The organism is Mesorhizobium sp. M0060 (assembly GCF_040323155.1).
In the GTDB taxonomy this organism is placed as follows: Bacteria; Pseudomonadota; Alphaproteobacteria; order Rhizobiales; family Rhizobiaceae; genus Mesorhizobium.
In genome coordinates this window covers 1-22,022 of sequence record NZ_JAMYUP010000081.1, presented here as the reverse complement: position 1 = coordinate 22,022, position 22,022 = coordinate 1, and the positions used below count along the sequence as shown (strand labels likewise).

18 protein-coding genes and 2 pseudogenes are annotated in these 22,022 nt (G+C 58.9%); 9 read left to right on the top strand and 11 right to left on the bottom strand.

What is annotated here, in order from left to right:
• Positions 1-221: 221 nt before the first annotated feature.
• The 3 genes and pseudogenes from NKJ94_RS34010 to NKJ94_RS34000 form a co-directional block, all read left to right on the top strand.
• Positions 222-1,364: pseudogene (locus NKJ94_RS34010) on the top strand (UvrD-helicase domain-containing protein); the annotation flags it as partial.
• Positions 1,353-2,114 carry a 3'-5' exonuclease gene (locus NKJ94_RS34005; RefSeq protein WP_352531756.1) on the top strand — a complete coding sequence of 254 codons (762 nt, stop codon included), beginning with the start codon at positions 1,353-1,355 and terminating at the stop codon, positions 2,112-2,114. The pseudogene NKJ94_RS34010 and the gene NKJ94_RS34005, both read left to right, overlap by 12 nt.
• A gap of 35 nt (positions 2,115-2,149) precedes the next feature.
• Positions 2,150-3,409: a 3'-5' exonuclease gene (locus NKJ94_RS34000; RefSeq protein WP_352531754.1), complete on the top strand. Its 1,260-nt coding sequence runs from the start codon at positions 2,150-2,152 to the stop codon at positions 3,407-3,409.
• Between the two features lie 210 nt (positions 3,410-3,619).
• Here NKJ94_RS34000 and NKJ94_RS33995 read toward each other — a convergent pair whose 3' ends face one another.
• The 3 genes from NKJ94_RS33995 to NKJ94_RS33985 all read right to left on the bottom strand — a co-directional run bounded on the left by NKJ94_RS33995 (position 3,620) and on the right by NKJ94_RS33985 (position 7,742).
• A complete protein-coding gene (locus NKJ94_RS33995) occupies positions 3,620-4,225 on the bottom strand; it encodes a hypothetical protein (protein ID WP_352531752.1) in 606 nt (201 codons plus the stop codon).
• A gap of 46 nt (positions 4,226-4,271) precedes the next feature.
• Positions 4,272-6,977, bottom strand: a complete 2,706-nt coding sequence (locus NKJ94_RS33990) for an AAA family ATPase (protein WP_352531750.1) — start codon at positions 6,975-6,977, stop codon at positions 4,272-4,274.
• Between the two features lie 513 nt (positions 6,978-7,490).
• Positions 7,491-7,742, bottom strand: coding sequence for a DUF6074 family protein (locus tag NKJ94_RS33985; RefSeq protein ID WP_352531748.1), 252 nt, complete (start codon positions 7,740-7,742; stop codon positions 7,491-7,493).
• A 564-nt stretch (positions 7,743-8,306) separates the two neighbouring features.
• Between NKJ94_RS33985 and NKJ94_RS33980 the strand changes: the two genes are divergently transcribed.
• Together NKJ94_RS33980 and NKJ94_RS33975 are read left to right on the top strand one after the other, a co-directional pair.
• Positions 8,307-8,939 carry an SDR family NAD(P)-dependent oxidoreductase gene (locus NKJ94_RS33980; protein WP_352531746.1) on the top strand — a complete coding sequence of 211 codons (633 nt, stop codon included), beginning with the start codon at positions 8,307-8,309 and terminating at the stop codon, positions 8,937-8,939.
• Between the two features lie 696 nt (positions 8,940-9,635).
• Entirely contained in the window at positions 9,636-10,307 is a 672-nt protein-coding gene (locus tag NKJ94_RS33975; RefSeq protein ID WP_352531744.1) for a VOC family protein, read from the top strand.
• Between the two features lie 1,345 nt (positions 10,308-11,652).
• On the opposite strand, the gene NKJ94_RS33970 is transcribed toward NKJ94_RS33975, so the two are convergent.
• Complete coding sequence (locus NKJ94_RS33970; RefSeq protein ID WP_352531742.1) at positions 11,653-12,549, bottom strand: ankyrin repeat domain-containing protein; 897 nt, start codon at positions 12,547-12,549, stop codon at positions 11,653-11,655.
• Positions 12,549-13,013: a hypothetical protein gene (locus tag NKJ94_RS33965; protein ID WP_352531740.1), complete on the bottom strand. Its 465-nt coding sequence runs from the start codon at positions 13,011-13,013 to the stop codon at positions 12,549-12,551. The genes NKJ94_RS33970 and NKJ94_RS33965 overlap by 1 nt, the downstream gene beginning before the upstream one ends.
• A 330-nt stretch (positions 13,014-13,343) precedes the next feature.
• Here NKJ94_RS33965 and NKJ94_RS33960 point away from each other — a divergent pair, with 330 nt between their 5' ends.
• The gene (locus NKJ94_RS33960; RefSeq protein WP_352531738.1) at positions 13,344-13,736 is read left to right on the top strand and encodes a hypothetical protein; all 393 of its coding nucleotides are present in this window, start codon (positions 13,344-13,346) and stop codon (positions 13,734-13,736) included.
• 57 nt (positions 13,737-13,793) lie between these two features.
• Here the strand turns inward: NKJ94_RS33960 and NKJ94_RS33955 are convergent, their stop codons facing one another.
• Complete coding sequence (locus NKJ94_RS33955; RefSeq protein WP_352531736.1) at positions 13,794-15,335, bottom strand: caspase family protein; 1,542 nt, start codon at positions 15,333-15,335, stop codon at positions 13,794-13,796.
• Between the two features lie 221 nt (positions 15,336-15,556).
• Here NKJ94_RS33955 and NKJ94_RS33950 point away from each other — a divergent pair, with 221 nt between their 5' ends.
• Together NKJ94_RS33950 and NKJ94_RS33945 are read left to right on the top strand one after the other, a co-directional pair.
• A complete protein-coding gene (locus NKJ94_RS33950) occupies positions 15,557-17,506 on the top strand; it encodes a CHASE2 domain-containing protein (RefSeq protein WP_352531734.1) in 1,950 nt (649 codons plus the stop codon).
• A gap of 26 nt (positions 17,507-17,532) precedes the next feature.
• Positions 17,533-18,291, top strand: coding sequence for a hypothetical protein (locus tag NKJ94_RS33945; protein WP_352531733.1), 759 nt, complete (start codon positions 17,533-17,535; stop codon positions 18,289-18,291).
• A 14-nt stretch (positions 18,292-18,305) separates the two neighbouring features.
• On the opposite strand, the gene NKJ94_RS33940 is transcribed toward NKJ94_RS33945, so the two are convergent.
• Entirely contained in the window at positions 18,306-18,512 is a 207-nt protein-coding gene (locus tag NKJ94_RS33940) for a hypothetical protein (protein ID WP_352531731.1), read from the bottom strand.
• 237 nt (positions 18,513-18,749) lie between these two features.
• On the opposite strand from NKJ94_RS33940, the gene NKJ94_RS33935 reads away from it, so the two are divergent.
• Positions 18,750-19,211, top strand: coding sequence for a phasin (locus NKJ94_RS33935; RefSeq protein ID WP_352531729.1), 462 nt, complete (start codon positions 18,750-18,752; stop codon positions 19,209-19,211).
• Positions 19,212-19,440: 229 nt separating this feature from the next.
• On the opposite strand, the pseudogene NKJ94_RS37705 reads toward NKJ94_RS33935, so the two are convergent.
• The 4 genes and pseudogenes from NKJ94_RS37705 to rsgA all read right to left on the bottom strand — a co-directional run.
• Positions 19,441-19,543: pseudogene (locus NKJ94_RS37705) on the bottom strand (IS110 family transposase); the annotation flags it as partial.
• Positions 19,544-19,690: 147 nt separating this feature from the next.
• A complete protein-coding gene (locus NKJ94_RS37700) occupies positions 19,691-19,999 on the bottom strand; it encodes a hypothetical protein (protein ID WP_502904242.1) in 309 nt (102 codons plus the stop codon).
• A complete protein-coding gene (locus NKJ94_RS33920; protein WP_352531726.1) occupies positions 19,996-20,448 on the bottom strand; it encodes a DUF6088 family protein in 453 nt (150 codons plus the stop codon). Before NKJ94_RS33920 ends, NKJ94_RS37700 begins: the two co-directional genes overlap by 4 nt.
• Before the next feature lie 135 nt (positions 20,449-20,583).
• On the bottom strand, positions 20,584-21,576 hold the full coding sequence (gene rsgA, locus NKJ94_RS33915; RefSeq protein WP_352531724.1) for a ribosome small subunit-dependent GTPase A: 993 nt from the start codon (positions 21,574-21,576) through the stop codon (positions 20,584-20,586).
• Positions 21,577-22,022 lie beyond the last annotated feature (446 nt).

Sequence of the window (22,022 nt, the reverse complement as noted above, 5' to 3'; positions counted from 1 at the left end):
CCCGCCTCTTGCACCTCATATCCGCCGTACAAGTGCCTCGACCGCCGATCGGATCGGCGGGCTGCAGCTTATGTCAAAGGCCATTGTCAGCAATCATGAGAGTTGGGGTGATCGAACCATTTCGGAACGAGCGGTTTTTGACCCGCTGCGGACCTTCCTGAAACTCAATCGAAGGTCCACTTCGGGTCGAGGTCGTGTGAAAACGCGATTGCAGATTGCGTATGACGGGTGCTGTTTTGAGCGTGGCAGCGATGAGGCTGCTGGCGGGGCGTGGATCAGGCGGCGATTGCCGTCATCATCGCTACGTCAACGAACTTCTGGCCGAACGTGTGCCGGCCCCATTGCGGGAAGCTCTGCCCAATGGCCTCGACGCGGTTCAGCGGCACGCAATATCCGCCGCCGCTGCCAAACTCGAGGAACTTACGACCGCAACGATCCACGCCTTCTGCCAGACCATCATCTCAAGCTACGCGGTCGAGGCTGATATTGACCCAGGCGCGCAGATGCTGGATGCGGTCCAGGCCGCCGCTGCGTTTGACTCCGTATTCGAGCAATGGCTCAAACGGCGGCTCAACAGTCCGGAGCGGCCAAGCGATCCGATCGCAGTCTTGTCGCGCCAAGACCCCCGCCGCGTTGTCTCCACCCTTCAGGAACTGGCGCGCTTTCGTCTCAAGCATCGCGATGCGCGGGCGCTGCCTGCCGACTTCACCGGCCATCCGGACATCGATCTGGTCGAAGCGGTCGCGGATTTCCGGCGCTGGATAGTCGCTCAACCCGTCGAGCCCAAAACGCTCGAGCTGCTGGGCGAGCTCGAGACGCTGGCAAACTTTTACGCCGGCAGCTTTGAGACGCCGCCCGATTTTCCCCGGCTCTGGGCGCTCGCCCATCCGATTCGAGTTTCCTGCATGCGGAAGAACACATTCGATCTAATCAGGCCAAGACGGAAATCGGCCTGGGAGAAGGTCGCCGGCAAGAATCTGGGCGACCAGCTCAACGAGGAAGCTGGCCAACACTTCGACCGGGTCGACCACTGCTACCGAGTGGTGCTCGGCCGCATCGCCACGGCACTTGTTGCAAGTCTGTCCGATGAACTCGACGAGGTGCTTGACGACTACGCCGCGTTTAAACGCGCGGCCGCCGTCCTCGATTTCGACGATCTTCTGGAACGGGCGCAGGCTCTGGTCGGCGACCATGATGCCGTGCGCCGTGCTCTCGGGATCCGCTACCGCCATATCTTCGTGGACGAGTTCCAAGACACCGATCCCATCCAGTCAGAAATCCTATTTCTGATCGCCGCCGAAGACCGCGCGCCGCACTGGCAGGACAGCGTCTTGTAGCCTGGGGCGCTCTTCATGGTCGGCGACCCGAAACAGGCTATCTATCGGTTCCGCGGCGCGGATGTCGGATCTTATGCGCAGGCGCGTGCCGCAATCGAACGGCGGTGGCCGGACAACATCATTCAGATCACCGCGAATTTCCGCTCCCGACCGGACATTCTCACCCATGTTAACCGCTGTTTCGAGACGCCATTTTCTGGCGTCGGGCAACCTGGCTATGTGGCGCTCACGGCGACCATAGATCCCCCCACCCACGACCTTCCGTGTGCAGCCAGGATCACCGTCGACGTGCCGCCCAATTCGCGGTCAGAGCACATCCGCGATGCCGAGGCAGAGGTCGTCGCTGAACTCTGCATGCGGCTCATCGGCAATCTGCACGTTCGCGACGACGACGGCTTGATGGTTCCGCTCACCGCCGGCGGAATAGCCCTGCTTGCGCCGACAGGCACCGAACTCTGGCGCTTTGAACGCGCGCTGGAACAGCGCGGCCTGCCGATCGCGTCCCAAGCGGGCAAGGGCCTGTTCCGACGTCAGGAAGTGCAGGATATGCTCGCCTTGGCTCGTGTGCTCGCCGACGCCGGCGACACCTTGGCCTTCGGCGCACTGATGCGCGGCCCGCTAGTCGGCCTGACTGACGAGGAGCTCCTCGATGTCACGGCGTCGCTCCCCCAAGATCCCGATCGCCCAAACGCCATCCCGCGCTTCTCGCTGCTGACGGACCCAGTGACGTCACGCATCCGATCGCGCGGCGGACGCTTTCGGTCCTGCGGGACTTGAGAGCGAGAGCGCGAACGACGACACCGGCGTTGCTTTTGGCCGAGGCTGCCGAGCGGCTAGCCATTCGACCCATTCTCGCCGCGCGCGAAGGCGATCGCAGCGCCCGCGCGGCTGCGAACGTCGAAGCGTTCCTCGAAAGGGCGCGGCCTTACGGCGTCACAGGCCTCAAGCGGTTCGTCCGTGACATCACCAAGGATTGGAAGCAGGGAGTTGCGGCGAGCGAGGGTCGGGTCGATGCAGAAGGCGATGCCATTGAAATCATCACCATTCACAGCGCGAAAGGGCTGGAATGGCCGGTGGTGATCCCGATCAACACAGCCACCTTGCTCCGCTCGCGCGAGCCGTTCGTGCATCGCGCATCGGATAATACGCTGCACTGGGTCATAGGCGACGTCGTCCCGCCCGATCTTCTGCTGGCGCTTGCGTCGGATGATGAAAGCCTTGCCCGCGAACGCGAGCGCCTCTGGTATGTCGCGTGCACTCGGGCTCGCGAACTCCTCATCGTTCCTGAGCTACCGCAGGCGGAGCAGAGGTCCTGGGCGCGAATTGTCCACCTGGCCCACCATGACCTACCGCTGCTGGATCTTTCGCGTTTTGCGCCGGCGGCACGCCCTGTGGTGGCTGATCCGCCAAACGGACAGACGCTGGAGATTTTCGAGGCGGAGCGCGCGGCCATCGCCGCCGCTTCAGTCCCGCTCAGATGGCTTCAGCCGAGCAACCAGGATCCCGATCGCATGCCTGTGACCGAGGCGATCGTGATCGATTCTGGCGAGGCGCCGGAGACGGAGCTGCCAATCGGCGCAGGACGTGTCCGAGGACTCGTCTTGCATAAGGTGATGGAGGAGGTCCTGACTGGCGAACTTGGTGAAGACCTTGCCGGGTTCGCCGATCGCGCCCGGGAGCTTATCGCAGAGCTGGTGATCGATCGCGAAGACGAGGCCGGTCTTCCCGAACCCGACGAAATCGCCTCGACCGCCTGGCGAACCTGGATCTTCCGGAGATCGCCGCCCTGCGACCGCGTCTCGTCCCAGAATGGCCGATCTACGCCTTGCTCGCCGATGCAAGCGAACCCACAGCGCTTGCCGGACGGATTTGATGCCGTCGCATTAGACGACGGTCGCGCCGCGGTCGTTCTCGACTGGAAAAGCGACATCGCGCCGACGCAGGAGGACATGCGAATTCACGCAGGTCAACTCGAGGACTACCTGCGAACAACCGGGGCTCGCCGCGGCGCGTTAGTCTATATGACCCTCGGCACTGTGCGATGGGTGCAGCCTGGTGACCGCGCCGATTGAAACGCATGATGTCGAATTCACGCATTTGACCCGAAGCGGACACTCATGGGTGGGCAAGCATCAGCCGCTCTGCCCCACAACCAGACCTCGCGAGCAGATCTCCGGACAATCGCCCAGGCGGTCGAATTCGGTTTTGACCTTAGATGGCAGCTTAGCTCGGCCCGCTCGTCGGCCCAGGACCTGCTAGTTAGCCTATCGATGTGCGGTGACCTAGAGAATAGCAGCAGCTTCGCGGATGACCGAGGTTTCTAAGCCTTCAGCGATCTCGCTAATCCGAAGCTGACTCCGCCATTCAGCTCGGAGCTCCTGGCCCGAACCTTTTGAGAGCTTGACCAACTCGGTTGCAGCACGAACCGCCAACCAACGCGCGCCCTGGCTTATCGCAGTATCACAGGCTTTGGTTAGGACTTCCATCCCTCGGGTCACATCCACCTTGGCGACCAAGCAACCCTGAATACGTTCGACTTCAGCCTGCGCCCATCTCTCGTCGGTCTTGTCCATCGCCTCGACAGCATTCTCGATCGCCATGAGACCCTCATCGATCCATCGATGCTGGAGGCAAATGTCCGCCATCGACGAATAGAAGTGTGGCAAGTGCAGCTCCGAGCCAGTCGAGCGCCATCGGTTAATGCCATCTCGCAGCATTCTGAGCCCTTCGTCGGGCAGGTCGCTGCCGATGGCCCAGCCGAGCAGAGTGCGAGCACCGCCGGACCAGGATGCCAGTCTGCGGTCGTCAGCTAAAATGAGCATCCGTTCAGCGATCGCACGACACTCGGCCGGCTCATTGCGGAGACGTCGGGCAAGAGCGAGGTTCATGAGGATAAATGCCAGATTGAGCGGATGATCGAGCCGCTCCGCGGATTCAACGCTTGACGCGCAATTGGCGAGCCCGGTATCGACCCGCCCTCCCAAGACCTGCGCGATGCCTAGATAGCTGCGACAAATCGAGGGGGGCGTCCTCTCCATATCTTACGACATCGAAATCCCTATCGGAGGTCGCCCAGGCGTTGATTCCAGCCTCGGCTTCCCGTGCAGCATCCCCAATGGCGCCGAGATAGAAATAGGACGTGGCGAGCGCCCGATGTGCCAACGTCGTTTCCTCAACGTTTTCTCCGCCCGAGGTTTCGGCAAGGAGTTGCTTGGCCAGGTTTCGACTCCGGTGAAGGTCAGGCCGGTCAAGGTAGAAGTTCCAAAGGGAGCGCCGGACAAAAAAGAGGTTGGAGCTGAGGCCCGTGGATATACAAAGCTCTTCGGCGCGAAGAAAGTTCGCTTCAACCTTCTCCGACGCATATCCAGCCGACGCGTTCAGCGGGACGCCCATTTCAATCCGGATTCCGAGTTCAAGCTCATTTGCATCGCCCGAGTGAGTGACCTCTTCTAAAGCGTCCAGGGCGCTCGTGAAATGCGCGACTGCCTCCGCATTGGCAGATCGCGCGGCGGCGGCGCGCCCAGCTTGGAGGAAGCATTCAGCTGCCTCGCGATACCGCCTTGCCGCTATTAGGTGATGTGCAACCAGCTCCGGTTCGACCGTCAACTCCAAGCCGAGTTTGTCCGCCAGCCTGCTGTGTATGTCCTGGCGCACCGACTTCAACATGCTGTGATAGGCAGCATCGCGAACGAGCGCGTGCTTGAACGTATATCGTGCGTCCGACCCCCTTCCGCGGCGGAAGACGAGCTCGGCATCCACAAGCTTATCGAGTGCCTCTTCCAACTCGACAGCGCTGAGCCGCGTGACCGATCCAAGGAGGTCCTGGCGGAATTCGCGGCCGATGCATGCCGCCATTTGCGCAACTTCCTTGACCGGCTGCAATCGGTCGAGGCGAGCCATCAGCGAATCGTGCAGCGTTAGCGGAATGTCGAGATCTGCCGACCTGGCATGGTCTTCCTCGAAGACGGCGACGCGATCGAATTGGTGGGTTTCGAGAACACTCTTTGTCAGCTCTTCGATGAACAGCGGCACACCATCAGTCGTGGCGATAATCTTGTTTACAATGGTGGGTGGTAATCGAATATCGCCAGCGAGCTTCTCGATAAAAGCCGTGGTCTGTTCACGGCCAAGGCGATTAAGCGCCAATTTGGTCACTATGGGATGTCCGCCAAAACCGTGTTCGAAGCTGGGTCTTGTGGTCACCATCATCATGACCCGAGCGTTCTGAATCCGGTCGACGCATTGATCCAACAATTCGAGCGTTGTCGCATCAATCCAGTGGATGTCCTCGATCACGAACAGCAAAGGCCGCCTTGCTGCAGCGCCAAGGATGTCATCCACTAATCCGTCAAGCGTGCGCGCTCGCAGTTGCTGCGGATTTAGGCCCGCCAGAGCATCGCTCTCGTAGCATTTAAGATCGATCAGGGAGGCAAATATGGGCAGCAACGGATTCGCTAGGCCTTTGGTGCGCTGGAGCTTTCTGAGCTTCTCCCCATCGTCGTCGGCTTCTTCAATACCGATAGCGCGGCGAAGGTGCTGAACAGCAGGATAGAGCGGCGAGCCGGAGTAGTATGGGGAGCACTGATAGCTCACCCGCGCAGGGTTCTCTTGAGAGACTGTGTCTATCAAGGCACGGGTGATGCGAGATTTGCCGATGCCTGCCTCGCCGCTAAGCAGGACGAGCTGTCCTTCACCTCTCTTCGCTTGCCCCCAACGTTCAAGAGCGAGGCCGAGTTCGAGGTCTCTTCCGATCATGAGTTGAGGCGCGCTCGAGAGGCGCGCGTCATAGCGTATCTCGACGGCCCGTTCCCCAACCACCACAAACGGTGAGACAGGGACTGAAATTCCCTTCAGTTCTAGCGGACCCAGGCTCTCGACCGCGAATACTCCGCCGAGCAACTTTCTCGTGCTCTCGGAGACCACAACACACCCCGGCTGGGCCAGGGCCTGTAGCCGGGCGGCGAGATTGGGGGTTTCGCCAACAACGGCTTCTTCTCGTGCGGACCCCGTTCCGATAACGTCTCCGACGACACACAGTCCCGTGGCAATGCCCGCTCTGGCTGCGAGCGGCACTTGCGCGGGAGTACGCAAGTTAGCGACAGCTGTCACTATGGAGCGTCCAGAGCGGACTGCCCGCTCGGCATCCTCCTCGTGGGCGTGTGGCCAGCCGAAGTAGCAAAGGACGCCGTCGCCCATGTATTTGGCGACATAGCCGTCATAGCGGGCGACCTCTGCGGCGACCAACGATTGATACGCGATTATGACGGAGCGTAAGTCCTCGGGATCGAGCGTCGACGCTAGGGCGGTCGATCCCGTGAGGTCGACGAACATGACCGTGAGGTGCCGCCTTTCGGCCTCATTCGCTTCGCGCTTTGGCGCTGCACCGTGGTGAGCATTCCGCTTAGCCTCTTCGCTCGCCGGGAGTGGTTGGTCCGCCTGATGCGAGAGCTCAGCGATGGCGGTCAGGATCTTTTTCCGGTGACCAACAGATTTTACGCCAAGCTCCCTAAGGTCATCGTCGGAGAGCTTAGGTAGAATTGCCGGATCAATGTCGTTGTCAATGAATGCGTCGGCATACTGCTCAAGGCCCAAGCCTTGCAGCCATGAAGCGATCTTCTTGCCGCCCTGCTGATGATCCATCGAGACAGTCAAACGCAGATACTCAAATTGTCAATCCGACCGCCTAAGAATGCGTCGCCCTTTGTGGTCAGGCGCGGACGAGCTTCGTCCGCGCTGCACCAAAATGCTCACAATCCGATTGCCCGGGCTAACGTCAGCTCCTGGCGCGTTGTGCCGGTTCGGAACCGGGTGGACCTGGGAGAGGATCGTCAATCAACCTTGGGTCTGTTACATAAGAGTGCAGTGTGGAACTCAACGGCGGCTCATTGGTTTTGCGGGTTCAGCTCGTGGAAAAGGTCCGTCGGCCTTCCATGAATGCGGATTTCCGCATCGCCTACCTCGATTTGGTCGATGACCGCCGGACAGGCGAGGCGGACCGTATCTCGCCCGAGAGCACATTCGCGCGCATAATTTCGACGAACGCGGTGATCTTTTCATCCGCACTGAGAAACCTTGCATTTGACGGATACAGTGGTGCTACGCTTGCGGAGCCCCCGGGGTGTCTCCACGCGGAGATATCGTAGTGAGCCGATGCTATTGCGCAAGTTTCGCTGCACTCCGGGTGGCTATATCGCCCAAGACAGCATGAAGAAGTGTTCCAACTTCCTGTTCCGCGAGCCCGGGTGCAATTCCTGATTCGGACAGTTGAACGAGAATTGTCTTGGCGGTACTGCGCCAGAAGGCATTCGCGTCCTCCCCGTTCTTGGATTCCAGGACTCGCGCGATACCTTCGACCAACTTCCGCCGCCGATGCAGCGGAAACGCGCTTATGTTTGAATCACACATCGTTCACCTCATCCTTCAGTCCCGCGAATAAGCATTGGCGGGCTAAAAAATTTGGTTAACAGCGCTTTTTGACAGTGGTCAGCAATGGAATAAAGCGTCCGCTAGGCTGGGTGGACGGTGCCGCGAACAGCCACTGGACGCGGCGGCATGGGCGAGTTTGAGTTCCTGTTCAAGAAGTCCGTCGAAAATGATAGGCGGCGGGGGGATCGCGCAGGGAACGATGCGGTACAGCCGATCAGGCCATCTTAGGGCAGGCAGGCTCTAGCGCCGGCAGTGGTGGAATTCACTCACCGAGGCTGAGCGCGCGGATTCGGCACTGCCCGCCGCGCCTTGGGCAGCATATAAACGTCAAGGGCGGCTCGATCTACAACCTGCTGAGGGAATCCACTAAACCGCCAGTGACTTCCGCCGTGATCGCAGCTGTAAAATTCAAACGACCGGATTCGGACCTCAATGGGCCTTCCGCCAGAGAAATTGAAGGCTAAGCCCTGACCCCTAGCCGACGTACGTCTGCCGCGAGGTGGAGGGCAGCTTTGCGCCGCATGCCGGACGCTTTGGATTGAAATGTTGGCACCCAGAAGCGGACGAGGGTGCGGAAGATCAAGGCGGGGTGGGCAGGCGATCGCTGTTCAAGGCGACTTGGCCAAAACCGCAGATATCGAAGCCATGGTGGTCGAGGTGGTGGCGAGATTTGGGCCGATCGATATTTTGGTCAACAACGCCGCAGTGTTCGACTTCAAAGCGCTGCCCGATATCGATGAGGCGCACATTCATCACATCTTCAACACCAATGTGCTCGGCCTACTGACCACCACCGGGGTTGCCGTTGCAAACTTCAACCCCGAAGGCGGTAGCGTGGTCAACATCAGCTCCCTATCCGCCTTGGGGAATGCGCCCGGTGGCGCCGTCTATTCCGCGTCCAAAGCCGCGGTGAACGCCATAACGAAGGTGCTGGCTCTCGAACTCGCCGAACGGAAAATCCGGGTGAATGCCATCATGCCGGGCTACATCGATACGGAAGGCGCGCGGGCAATCGGTTTGAAGGGCAGCGAGCAGGAAGCGCACCTCATTGCCGCGACGCCCTTGGAGCGACCCGGCCGACCTTCCGATCTGAGTCCGGTCGCCATCTTCCTGGCCTCCCGCGCGTCGGCCTGGATGACGGGGGAAGTCCTCACCGTGTCAGGAGGACAACGTTGAACGGCTCGCAACGGACGTCTGCGATCCGAGTGCGAGCTTGGCAGCGGACAGTTCACAAACGGCCAAATTTCGGTTGTTCAATGATACCCGTCGCGATGGCCGCTTCTGGTGCATCCTTCCTTTTCGAGAAACTGGAAGAATTGACCCCCAGCGGAGGTTCGCTCGCCCTCGGTTGGCTTCACACCCATGACTCTGAGCGGACGCTCTCTCCGTCAGACCGAAGGGCAATTCTGGACTGCTGACAACAGGACGTCGGGATCAGGACGCGTAAGGATTTGTCGGTGTCTTCTGGAACCGAAGCGACGACGAGCTTAGCTGTGCCGATTCGCTCTAGGGAAAAAAACATATGGTTAGTGAAATATATCCTGGAAAATTTCCTTTGATGCGTGGGAGTTGATTTGCTGCAATACAATAGGAATGCTAGGATATTTAGCCGCCAATATTTTGGCTGATTAGCGACCAGCCTGCCAAAACGTAGGGCGCGTTTCGTCCGCCGCGAAGTCCATCTCGGATTAGCGGGCGCGAATTCGCGTTACCGGATATGTGCACATCCAGAAGAGCATCAAGAGGTTCGGCGGCATAGTTGCGGCCCCGTGCCTCAAATCCCGCTTGCATGCATGAACAGCCACCACCGGCACCGGCAGGGCGCGTGGCGTTGAAGATAACGCAACGCATCCAAAACCCAAGGAGATCGTCATGGACGATATTCAGGAGCGCGGCGAAGCCGCAATCGCGACCCCGGCAGCGCGAGGGGTAGACTTGAAGCTCGAGGTCGTGGTCATTCCCGTTTCGGATGTCGACCGCGCCAAGCACTTCTATGGCGGCTTGGGTTGGCGACTGGACGCCGACATCACAGGCGACGAATTTCATGTAATCCAGTTTACGCCTCCGGGCTCCCCGTGTTCGATAGTTTTCGGCTCAGGGGTCACACCGGGGCTCTATGCCCGGATCGAGCTCGATGTCCTCGAACACGTTGGCGAGCTCGTCGTGTCGGAGATCGGGGCAGCGCGCGCCGAACTCGCCGATCGCGGTGTCGACGTGAGCGAGGTGTACCACTATGCCGGCCGTGAAGGCCGTGTCAGCGGACCGGACCCTGAGCGGCGCAGCTACACCTCATACGCCACATTCAGCGATCCAGATGGAAACCAATGGCTGTTGCAGGAAGTCACCCAACGCTTTCCAGGGCGTGTCGACGCCGACAACACCACATTCGCCTCGTCGACCGAGCTCGCAGCGGCGTTCCGGCGTGCGTCTGTGGCCCATGGCGAGCACGAGAAGCGGACCGGCGGCCAGCGTGATGAGAATTGGCCGGACTGGTACGCTGCGTACATGGTAGCGGAGCAGGCGGGCAAGGAGCTGCCGCTATGAGGATTGGCTTGCGACGTCATTTGATATGGTAGCATCGACGCAATAGTGACTCTCTGATCGAGGAGCCAGCGCCCTCGGCGGCTCGATCGAAGTGCAGGGCGTGCGCATCCCCGGCACCGACCACCGCGGCGCCGATCCTGACGCTGAAGGGTGGCGCCCAATTGCCGTTGGAGTTCCGGCCAGGCCGAACTCGTCAAACTGCGACGACGCGGCCTGGGTGGCCGATCCCGCCCGTGTGCTGCCCGGTCAGGTGATAGCTCTCAAATCGACAATTACCTTCGTGGCCAATTTTTCCGATACTTTGTTTTCCGGACCGCCGTTGTTGCCTACTCGAACAGCAATAACGCGGGGAGACACACTACCGGGATAGAACCGGGTAGACAGCATGCCGAAACGGAACGCAAGAACGGGTGCATAAGATGACGCGTCAGCACCTTTTTATTAGCTAATGCTAATAACAGGCGTATAATTGCTTCAACATGTGGCCGAAGCGGCAATCGGAAAAGGGAATGCCGCGGCGCCAAGCCCCTGCCGCGTTCGTCCTTGCGGCCCTTTCGTCGTTAGGATTCTTGGTTCCCTCGAGCGCACATGATGCCCCGTCCGGATGGAGCTATCCGCCGGCCTGCTGTCACGGCGACGCCGAACATGGCGAGTGTCAGCGAATCCCAAACGGCGCGGTTCATGTTCGTCCCGGTGGCTGGGTTGTGATCCTGAGGCCCGGGGATCATCGGAAGATCACGCGTCAACAGCGATATTTCATTCCATATGGTGATGAGATTCCGTCGCAGGATGGCGACTATCATATTTGCCTCCATCCGACCCAAGAGCATGAGAACTGTTTTCTTGTCCCGCCTGACTCGATATGATCCGGGAGCCACGCGCGAGCTGCGGCTGAGACGCGGATAGCGCCGCGCCCAGTGCCGCCCGACGGCTACCGCCACCACTGTGAACCGGCGCCAAACCGTGACCCCTGCCCCAATGTGGGTGAACCGTTTGATTTATTCCGCTTTTCTTGACCCAGGAAAGGGTCACGACCGGCGCCGGTGTCGACCCTCTTTCAGCGCCCGATATGAGCGCGATATCAATAGCATACGGGCGATTTGCGTGGGGTCATGGTTCGGCGCCGAGTCACAGCGAGGTCGCGGCGAACGATCTTTGGATTTCGTGGCGTCAAATCGGTACGAGAGCTAATCTGATCCCACAGGGGGGCCCGGCCACGGGCTGTTCGTATAGCTGCAAACATTACCCACGAATGGAATCATGTCCTGGGTCATTTACACCCAGACCGAAGCGGAGCTGTGGAAGCACATCGAGTTGCATGCCGCACTCGCGCATCAGCCGGGACTTAGGGCAGAGGGATCGGCTTGTCGCTTAGCGTACGCAAATAGGCAATCAGATTAACACGCTCGGTCTCGTCGGGAACGCCGGAAATTTCCATGAGGACACCGGGCGTGGTGAGGACGGGATCATAGAGAAAGGTGTTCAGATCCTCGTAAGTCCACGCGCCCTCCCAATCCCGCAAAGTCTTGGAATAATTGAATTCCGGCACCGATGCCTTGTCGCGGCCGACGACCTCCCACAAGTTCGGACCAGTCTTGCGGCCCTTGCCTGGTTCGTTGTTGTGACACCCGTCGCAATTTCCGCCGAAATAAATCCGGCCCTTCTCGACATCGGCCGCAGCCAACTTTGTGGCAATCGGTGCGGGCTTAGGCAGCATGACGCCATGCGCCATGAGATAGTCGGATATCTCGGAATATTCGTAAAATCTGGCGAGATGGATCGGTGTCCGGGCGAAGGAGTCCGCTGTTCGGGCGTTCACATCAGCGCCCGCTTCGACCAGCGCCGTGACGCAGTCGAGGCAGCCATGCTTGACGGCCACATGAAGGGGGGTCTGCTTCCCCGCGGTCGAGTTCGGATTTGCGCCATGCACCAACAGCAGCGTGATAAATTCAAGCCGGTTTCTAGCGGCCGCCGCCATCAGGGGCGGCCCCCCAATCTTCGACCCGGCGTTGACGTCTGCGCCGCGCTCGATCAGCAATTCGGTCGCTTCAAGATGCTGCCTATTGACCGCGTAAAAGAGCGGCGTTGCAATACCGTCAAAGTCGTTGACGTTTGCCCCCGCATCCAGCGCCGCCGCGATGGCCGCGATGTCGCCCTTCTTGGCGGCGTCGTGAATGGCTGCCGCCTGGGATGTCAGCGGGATCAAACAGAAACAAATCAACAACAGCATTCCAGCGCGCATCAGTTGCCTCCCCCCACCGAAACTCCCGCCCATTCCATTTGAGCGTCGCCGCTTCGCCCCCATGTGGCGTGCATTCGGATTTCCGGGACCTGCCCTTCGCCGACGCTTACGCCCACCCCGAGGATTTCAGTCTTGAGCTCCAGAAGCGAGCCCCGCCGCACATAGATGTTCACCGCGCATATCTGCGCGCCGCAAAAACTGCTCCGGCTCGTTGACGCGCCTGCTGAACAGCTTATGCCCTCGTGGCTTGTGATGAGATCCGCCTTGCCCTCGCCGGTAAGATCGCGCTCGATCACGGAGCCGGGGGCAATCTCTCCCACATTGCCCTCGCAAGCCGAAGCGATCTGTTCGGCGATCAGGTAATTCGCGGCGTTGGGGTAGGCTGCGGCCGGCGCTGTGGCGGCAGCAAGAAGGGTGGCGAGGAAAATTGACCGGAGCATCGCGCTCTTCCCTGCAGCCACCATAACCCAACTTGGATTTCACCAAAAGGCAATGGGGCTCTTGTTCGGCAGGTTAAGCTGGTTGCGGGGGCAGGATTTGAACCTGCTACCTTCAGGTTTTGGGACGCACGGAAAGTGACGCTGCTGCTGTGTGGCGGGACCTCGCTCTCGGTGTGGCCGCTTTCGGGCAATGGCAAAGGTTCTCAGTACGTCCGAGATGCAAATGTCCCCAACGACATCTAGGACGCGCTGATTTCCGCTTCTTGAAAGTTTGTTGTCATGATAATTTTCAGTCTCCTCGCTGAAGAATATGTAGACATGTCAGTCAAACCGGCGGGGGATGGGGAGGATAGGATGAAACTGTTATCGCTTGTTGTCGCAGCTACGTTTTCACTTGCTATGTCCGCTTGGGCCGAGGATCTACCAAGCAGCGCGAAGAAAGCATCTATGGAAGAATTTAAGACTTTTGCTAATGGGAAAAAGGTAAATGTAATAATATATGACGCTGGAGCTGATATAACTGCCACTCTCGTCTGGAACTGGAAGAAAAAACAGATCATTGGCGAAGCTTTGGTGAACAACAAAACTAAGATAAAGGTCAAAGTTCCATTGACTTTCGACGGTGAAAAGGCCTGTTCTGAAGACCAAGGTAAACCAGTTTGTCATTTTATCTACATTGACAACGACAAATTTTACGAGGTGCGCGACGACGGCAAAGTCCACGCGACTTCAACGTTGGTTCAATGAGACGGACTATGTCCGAATGATTTGGTCGGCGTTTGCACGGATCCGCAAATGCCGGCCCTATTCAGTACGCTTGTCAAGGCTTACGACACCTGCACACTCGCCTCCGACTCGAGAAAACTCACCGCTTCCTTTCGCACCTTGAAGCCTGCCAGTGATATGGTTTTGCCTTGGCGCACCATCGTCATCGACGAAACTTAAATAGATATCGAACGCCCCGTCGGCGGTGATTGTTCCGGCCAAAGGCACCATCGCGGAAATTTCCGTTCCATCGATAAAGATTGTCGTTGACTGTTCAGTGTAATCGCAGGCGGAATTACGTGCGCGCCGCGTCAGTGCCCACGCGCCATCAAAAGCCTTTACCTTGGCCGGAGCGCAGACACGTTCTGGGATATTCTTGATTGCGCGCAACACCTCTTTCGTCGGCTCCAGGCTCGCAAGCTTCAATCCCCGCTGCTCGGCAAAGGCTTGAAGAGCCTTCCGACTTCCCGGTCCCCATTTGCCGTCTGCTTGTCCGACAAGGCAGCCGACCCGCGTTAGCTCTGTTTGCGTTGCCTTTGTCAACGCGCGCGGATCAGCCAAAGCTTGCGTCACATCTACATCAGAATGAGCTTCTGCAACCTCTACGCCGTCGATGGAAATCGAGGGGGCTTTGCCACGATCTGTTGCTGCCTGTTCGATCTCGTCGATCTTCAAGCTGGCTAACGCCGCAAAGACGCCGCTTGGATACTGTCTGAGATAGGCCTCAAAGAAGCGCTTGTCCGTCTTTTCCTTGATGGTCTCCCAATAGGCGACTTCTACGTCCCCTCCTTTCGCATCCGTCGTGACAGCGGTGTTTTCGGACAACGGTTGCAAAATGACGTCGCCCGTCAGCGAGGAGTTGTCCCATGGCACTTGCTTACCGTCGGTTGCTTCAAGCACATCCCTACGGACGTTGATCAGGTCGCGGGAGATGTCCTGGCCAGGCGTACCAAGATTCTTCAGCAGCGCAGATGTGAACGGCGAGTTCCTTCCCTCGCCGTCCAGCGCAACGTTCCCGGGCTGCGTTGCAAAGGCTATGAGCGACCCAACGCCCGTGCCTAGCCTTGCCAACCCCCGACCGACCGACCCTGATCGCGTACCCATCGAGCGCCCAAGGTTCTGTGAAAAAGGACTGTCCCGACAAGCATCCAAAAACACCAGGTTGACCTTCGTGGTTCGCTCCATGGCCGACAAGACGAGGTCCATGGGCACGGCTTCGAAGTCGAGGTCGTTATATGTGAATAGCCGCGCATCAACGGGAGCCATGTAGTTGGTGCCGTTCACCTGGACGCCATGGCCGGCATAGAAGAGAAGCGCCATGTCGGCACCATGCAGCTTGCCGATGAAATCTCGAACCGTGCCGCGCATCCCGCTCAGATCGAGGTCCTCGCCTGCAACCACCTCAAAGCCCAACGCCTGCAGTTTTGCGGTCATATCCACCGCATCATTTTTTGGATTGGAAAGTGGAACTGCGTATCTATAGGCAGAATTACCGATGACCAGCGCGACGCGCCGTTCTGCCCACGCTTGGGCGCTCAGCGAAACTAGAAGAAGCGCAATGGCGAAGCGAAGCGCCATCATGGCTGTATATCCTTAGTCTCGGCTCATTCAGCGGGTTCACCAGTCGATAGACTGGACAAAACCGGAGCAGTCTTGCGAGACTGAGCCCGGTGCTTCGCGGTGTCAAGTCCAACGGACAGTCCAACGGACTTAGCGAAGGGCCTACCGCTAGCCCTCACTTCGCGAGCGGTCTATGCTGTGTAGATTCACGCCGATAGACACCGAAACGGATTGCACGCAGCTTGGCCGTCTTCACGCCGATCGGAAAGGTTCAAAAAGGGCGCCTTCTCGCATCGCTCGGATTCTTTTTCATTCTGGGAGCCTGCATTGCCACATTCTCTCCCTCCGGCGAGAAACTGCTGCGCGACGTCTTGATGACGACCATCTCGCCCTTCGTCGCGCCCCCGACAGACATCGTGATCGTAACGATCACAGAGCAGACCTTGGAAAGATTTCCCTATAGATCGCCGCTGGATCGGGGTGCCTTGGCCGACCTCGTGCAGAGAATCGATAAAGCTCATCCGAGAACAATAGGCATTGACTTGCTTTTCGATCAGCCAACCGAGGCGGAAAAGGATCGGCGCCTGGCTGAGGTTATCGAGGCGGCCGAAAGTCCCGTAATTGTCGCATCTGCATCACACGAGGACGACCTTACCGACAAGCAACTGTCGTACCTTAGTCGCTTCGCGCCAAGCGCCATCCGCGGACTGGCGGCCCTGTCTCATGATAGGGTCGACGGGGTTGTGCGGGAAGAATTTCCAGGGCGCGTGGTGAATGGCAACTGGCAACCTAGCTTTGCATCAGCGCTCGCGCAGACCGCCGGCATATCGGCATCGCAAGCTGCGGAGAAGATGGTCTACTATCGGGCTACAGGCATTCATCCGGCACGATTTACAATATATCCGGCACACGCCGCCGCTTTCGCGCCCCCGGCTTGGTTCGCCGGGAAGTTCGTTTTGATCGGCGTTGACCTCCCGCTGCAGGATCGTCATGCAACCCCCTTTGCCGTGCTGAACGGCTCTGTTGCCGGAGCGCTGCCGGGTGTCGTTATTCATGCCAATGCGCTGGCGAGATTGATCAAGGGCGACAAAATCATTACGCCAGAGGCGGTGGCGGCGTTTGCGCCCTTCGTTCTCGCGACGGCGCTCTGCATCTGGGTCGCTTGGCTCCGCATATCAGTGCTGGTGAAACCTGTGGTCATCATCGGCGCAGTCGTTTCGGTTTTGATCTTAGAAGCAACCGCGTTTGCCAAGGCCGGAATTCTGTTACCTATGGTCGCGCCGTCGATGCTGCTGCTAGGGCTCTCCGGATTCGTCGCAATTCTGGCATGGCACCGGGACTCGAAAGAAAGGCGTTTCGTCCAGAACGCGTTCTCTCAGTATCTCAGCCCGGCAGTCGTGGCAGAGCTAGTCAGCAAGCCGGCGTCGCTGCGCCTCGGCGGATCCGAACGCTTGATAACGTGCGTGTTCACCGACCTTGAAGGATTCACCAGTTTGGGCGAACGGACGGAACCAGAGGTATTTGCTAAGGTTCTGAATGAATACCTCGAGGCGGTTTGTGGTCTCTTCATTGAACATGGCGCCACGATAGACAAACTAATAGGCGATGCAGTCATTGGTTTTTTTGGCGCACCGGGTGTGCAGGAGGACCAAGCCGAAAGGGCCCTAAAACTAACGCTTGCTACCGTCGCGATGTCTCGAAGATTTCGGACAGATCTAAAGTCTAGAGGCCATGACGTTGGCGTCACTCGTATCGGCGTCCATCGAGGACCGGCAGTTGTCGGAAATTTTGGGGGCAATCGATTCTTCAACTACACGGCCATGGGCGATACGGTGAACACCGCTGCCAGGCTCGAAGGCGCGAACAAGTTTCTAGGTACCGTGAACTGCATCAGCGAGGAGGTGGCGAACTCTTCCGATGACTACCTGCTTCGGCGGTCCGGTGTGTTGTGTCTGAAAGGCAAGACTGAGTGGATTTCAGCCTTCGAGTTGCTGGAGGAGGGGCGTATGAATCGCGAGATGGTGGAGGCTTACTCGCAAGCTTATTTGCTGATGTCCGCGCGCGACAAGACTGCCGCTGCTGCGTTTGCATCGCTGGCCATTCAATATCCCAACGATGGCCTCGTTGCTTATCACCTTGGGAGATTGAAGCAGGGTGAGGCTGGCGATAGGATCTATCTTGAAGGCAAGTAAAACAAGCGTATGGTTGAACGCGCGTCATGTATCGGCAACCCAAAATCATTTTCCTACTGGCTGCGGCTATGGCAGCAATTGGTTCTTGCTCGAGCGCTCTTGCGGCCAGCGAGTATGTCGTTGTCGCTGTCGATCCTCCCGGGGACAGCCCTCAGCTCGGCAAACTGTTCAAACTGGGCGACCTCGTGCATATCGAGGGTGGATCGACTGTCACTTTGATGGGTGACGATGGCTCGGTCACTGCGTTGCCGGGACCTGCGGATATTGTGGTGACTGACGACGCATCGGGTTCTGGATCAACGTCTAACGGGGCGGCAGGCGCTTCTTCGAGTTTGACTGCGATTTCGGATCTATTGGGGAATGCCGCTGGTCAGCTCCAAACCATAGGTGGATCTCGTGGCGTTTCCGACACGACGGCCGCCACCTTGGAACCTTGGATGGTGCCGGTCGAAAATGGTCTGACAGGCTGCGTTTATGATCTCAAACTGGAGCTTTGGCGCCCACCGGGGCACCGGGCGGATGTTTCTGTTGGCTATAATGAAGAGTCGCTGGCGACAAGCTTGGTCTGGGACAAGGACACCCCAATTTTGGCAATTCCCGGAAACGTGCCACCGGATCTTCGATCCGTTGGGTTGGTGATCGACGATAAGTCGTTTCGAATGCCTATCGTGCATTTGCCCACCGGCTTCAGCCCGTCGGATCATGTGGGACTGTATGCCTGGATGATAGGAAGCGGTTGTCTTCTTCAGGCATCCGCACTGATCCGGAACTTGGCTAACCGATAGACCACCAGGGGTGGTCACTTCACGGCGCACTGGAAGCGGTAGAGGCGCGCCTTCGCGTCAACCACCGCCATATCGAGGCAACTTCTCGATGGCGCGCTAAGGAAAGCGATCGCCTTGCGCCCAGCGGGGACGCCGACTGAAAGTTTGCGGCGCACGAATTTATTGCTTTCGTTGACGTAGACTTGGACGGTTGCCGAATAGCGGCTGAAGTAGATACGCAAGTGGCAAAACGTCGTGCCTGTTGCCAAGGCTATGCTGGGATCAGGTGGTCCGTCCAGAATAGTTCTTCCTGCAGAACCGGCGATCTCGAGATGCCACCGACCCTCCGCATGCCCCCTCGAAACGCTGGAAGAGGGATGGTGCGTCGCACAAAAATATTGCAATGCACTATAAATGCCGTAACGTCAGTTTCGTAAATGAACGAGACGGCTTTTGTGAAAGGCCGTCCACCGGAAAGGATGGAAACTATGGCCAAGACCGCTGACACCGTTGAAAATACCGCATTCCCCACCTTCGACGCGTCGAAGGCTGCCGACCAGGTCCGCGCTGTCGCCGAAAAGGGCGTCGAGCAGTCGAAAGAAGCCTATGCGAAATTTGCGTCAGGCACCGAGACGACCCAGAAGGCTCTGCAGTCGAGCTTCGAAACCGCCAAGACCGTCGGCAACGAGTTGTCGCTGAAGACAATTGCTGCTCTGCGCGCCAATGCCGAAGCCGGCTTCTCGCACCTCGAAGCCCTGGTTGCCGTGAAGTCGCCGTCCGAGTTCATCGAACTGCAGACTGCCTTCTTGCGCACGCAGCTCGAAAAGACCGTCGAGCAGGCCAAGGAATTTCAGGCCGTGACGACCAAGGCTGCCGAAGATGTATCGAGGCCGATCAAGGATGTCGTTGAAAAGGCGATGAAAGATCTCAAAGTCGCCTAATTGAGTCTAAGCGATCGGAAATAACCGCGAAACAACACCTTCTCCAGCCGGTCTTTTTCCTTTTGGCTGGATGCTCTTTGGTGCCTGCGTTGCCATGGCGGTGCGGGCATGGCTCTCTCGGCTGCGATCATCCGCACAATCTGACGGCGGCGAGCGACGAGCCCGGCCAGGGCCTCGGTTTCGGTGCCGCGCAACGGGCACTTGCCGCTTGCTCGACCCAACGAAGGCAGCGTTACAGCAGCATCGGTGGTGTCGGTCCTGGCCCGCTTGCCGAGCGCATTGGCGTAGGCTGTCACCTGCCCCGGATTGACCACGACAACCGCCAGGCTAGCACCCTGTCCAAAGCGGCAACGGCTAAGCGCGATATCCTGCCCCATTCTTGGCACGTCGAGCCTGCCAGCCATGATCCGTTGACATTCACCTGCGCAAATTCAGCTGGGCCTTCGTTGCACGGATTTTCGGCGTGCTGGCCGACACCATCAGAAGCCGGCAGGTCGCAATGATCGCGAGGCAGCGCTGATCCAAAGGCGGAACTTCGTGCAGAAGGGCAAACTACTGCCGGCTAGCCCTGTTTTTCTTTTGGGCCGGCCCGACGTCCCGCCCTTGAAAAGCAGCCGTGGCTCCCCCGCAGGCCGTTCGTGGTAGAGCGAATTGAGGGTCCAGCAGACCCAGAAATCGTTTTCGACATTGCCCACAGGAGCGCTGATCCGATTGGCCGTGGCGAGGAACAGGTCGAGCCGGTCACGTGGGGATGCCGCGATGATCTGGCGGTAAGCATCGGTACTCATGGCTTCGCCTCGTGCGGGTCCGCCCTCAGGATTTCGCGGAGGAACTCCTGCATCCAGATCGGCACGGCGGAGAGACCGGCGCGCAGATCCTCGCGAATGGCCTCGCCGTGCTTGGGGTCGGCAAACAGGCGGCGCAACGTCGCCTCGATACGCTTCCGTTCGCCCTTCTGGGCCAGCATGTCCTGCATCCAATGCAAGGCCTGGACGACCCGCATCCCCGGCCGATCCGCCCAATAGAGGCGGCTAGGGGCAGCGTATTTGAAGTGAATTTCCTGCGTGCCGAGCTTGATTGGCTTCAACCGCGCATCGACCAGCACTTCTATCCGGGCGGGGACGGCGGTCGTCAGGCCGAGGTCGTTGGCGGCCGTCATACCATCGATGACGGCGCGCGCCCGATCGCGGCGGCACGTATGAGACCTAATTGGGCCCGAAGCTGCGATTTTGGCCAAGTTGTGGAACGTTGAGAGAACGGATTGACCGCCCAGGTGCGCGATCCTCAGAGCACCGGTTACATGTCGACATCCGGCATTGCACGGCTCGATAAGGTGTCTTTGAGGATAGTGCCTGAGCTCAAACTTTGTCGTTCAACGCCTTTTTCCGCGATTGCTGGTGAAATTGCTGCCACGAGGCCCGGTTTGAACTGGCGTGTTGTTGCGATTTTCGTCGGAGAGTTTGCGCCAGCGAGCAAGACGCTCAGGATCCAGCGTACCAGCGGCCAAAGCTGCTTGTACTGCACAGCCCGGTTCATGAACATGAGTGCAGTCGCGGAATCTGCAAAGCGGGGCAAGCTCGGTAATTTCGGCGAACAGTGTGTCGATCCCGTAAGCCACATCGCTAACCTGCAGCGTTCGCATTCCTGGCGTATCGATCACCCACCCGCCACCTGCAAAGGGATGCAGAGATCGCGAGGTGGTGGTGTGGCGTCCTTTGGCATCTTGTTCGCGAATGTCTCCGGTCTGTTGAGGCAATTGCTGCGCTGATCCGGCCAGCGTGTTCACCAGCGTCGATTTGCCCACGCCGGAGGAACCGACCAGTGCAACTGTTTGTCCTGCGCCGCACCAGGCGGCTAAGGCGATTGCCGCATCAGCCGTGCGGGGGTTCAACGTCACTACGATCAGCCCCCGCTGCAGAGCGGCAGATTGCTTTTCGTACTCCCGGGCGTCAGCCACGGTGTCGGCCTTGGTCAGCAGGATCACCGGAGTTGTTCCGGCCTCGTTCGCTAGCGCCAGATAGCGCTCGAGCCGAGCGGGGTTGAAATCAGCATTGCATGAGGTGACGATAAACAATGTGTCGACGTTGGCCGCGGCAAGCTGCGGCATCTTGGTGCCCTGAGTGCGGCGTTCCAGCACTGTCTTGCGGGTCAGGCGGCGGTGCAGCAGGTGGGCATGGGGATCGACAAGGACCCAGTCGCCAGTGTTCGTTTGCGTCGGCAGTGTCAGATCTATTTGCGCTGTTTGAGATATGCCGGTCAGGCGGTCACGGTGCACCGTGGCAATACGCGTTGGGACGAGGTTTACCTCATGCGGACCAACCTGATCGCCGAAAAAATCCGTCCATCCCAGGCTTGCGAGGGACATTGATCGAGTGCTGGTGGAGTGATCCGTCACGGCCTTGACCAAAGATACGGCGTCGCAGACATCGGACAGTATCCTTGGCAAGAAGAGGTGATAGCGGAAAGCAGCTACTCGCGATGGGCGCGATTGTTCGAGCCGTTGTATGGGCGGCATGGCGGGATTGGCAATGCCTCGTCATCCGCCGCTCTTGCCCGTTGGCGTGCTCGGAGGTTAGGGCATGTGGAACGATGTCCTCATCGCAGTGTTAAATGGCGAAAAGAGTTGAGGCAGTAAGGTGGATGATCTCAAAGGGACGGCATTGGTCGCGCGACTGGCGGCGCGGCACGGGTTGTCAAGGGACGCGGTAGAAACCGTGCTGCGTGCCCTGCGCTCGGGCGGCGGTTCCATGGCGCAGTTCAGCCATGCTGAATTCGGCGGCATGTCGCAGTGGTCATCAGGCATGACAATGG

Bases quoted from the DNA above. Each gene is read 5' to 3' on its own strand.
- NKJ94_RS34005 (WP_352531756.1), top strand. From the start codon at position 1,353: ATGGTCGGCGACCCGAAACAGGCTATCTATCGGTTCCGCGGCGCGGAT.
- NKJ94_RS33995 (WP_352531752.1), bottom strand. From the start codon at position 4,225: ATGAACCTCGCTCTTGCCCGACGTCTCCGCAATGAGCCGGCCGAGTGT.
- NKJ94_RS33990 (WP_352531750.1), bottom strand. From the start codon at position 6,977: ATGGATCATCAGCAGGGCGGCAAGAAGATCGCTTCATGGCTGCAAGGC.
- NKJ94_RS33985 (WP_352531748.1), bottom strand. From the start codon at position 7,742: ATGTGTGATTCAAACATAAGCGCGTTTCCGCTGCATCGGCGGCGGAAG.
- NKJ94_RS33980 (WP_352531746.1), top strand. From the start codon at position 8,307: ATGTTGGCACCCAGAAGCGGACGAGGGTGCGGAAGATCAAGGCGGGGT.
- NKJ94_RS33975 (WP_352531744.1), top strand. From the start codon at position 9,636: ATGGACGATATTCAGGAGCGCGGCGAAGCCGCAATCGCGACCCCGGCA.
- NKJ94_RS33970 (WP_352531742.1), bottom strand. From the start codon at position 12,549: ATGCGCGCTGGAATGCTGTTGTTGATTTGTTTCTGTTTGATCCCGCTG.
- NKJ94_RS33965 (WP_352531740.1), bottom strand. From the start codon at position 13,013: ATGGTGGCTGCAGGGAAGAGCGCGATGCTCCGGTCAATTTTCCTCGCC.
- NKJ94_RS33960 (WP_352531738.1), top strand. From the start codon at position 13,344: ATGAAACTGTTATCGCTTGTTGTCGCAGCTACGTTTTCACTTGCTATG.
- NKJ94_RS33955 (WP_352531736.1), bottom strand. From the start codon at position 15,335: ATGATGGCGCTTCGCTTCGCCATTGCGCTTCTTCTAGTTTCGCTGAGC.
- NKJ94_RS33945 (WP_352531733.1), top strand. From the start codon at position 17,533: ATGTATCGGCAACCCAAAATCATTTTCCTACTGGCTGCGGCTATGGCA.
- NKJ94_RS33935 (WP_352531729.1), top strand. From the start codon at position 18,750: ATGGAAACTATGGCCAAGACCGCTGACACCGTTGAAAATACCGCATTC.
- NKJ94_RS37700 (WP_502904242.1), bottom strand. From the start codon at position 19,999: ATGAGTACCGATGCTTACCGCCAGATCATCGCGGCATCCCCACGTGAC.
- rsgA (WP_352531724.1), bottom strand. From the start codon at position 21,576: ATGTCCCTCGCAAGCCTGGGATGGACGGATTTTTTCGGCGATCAGGTT.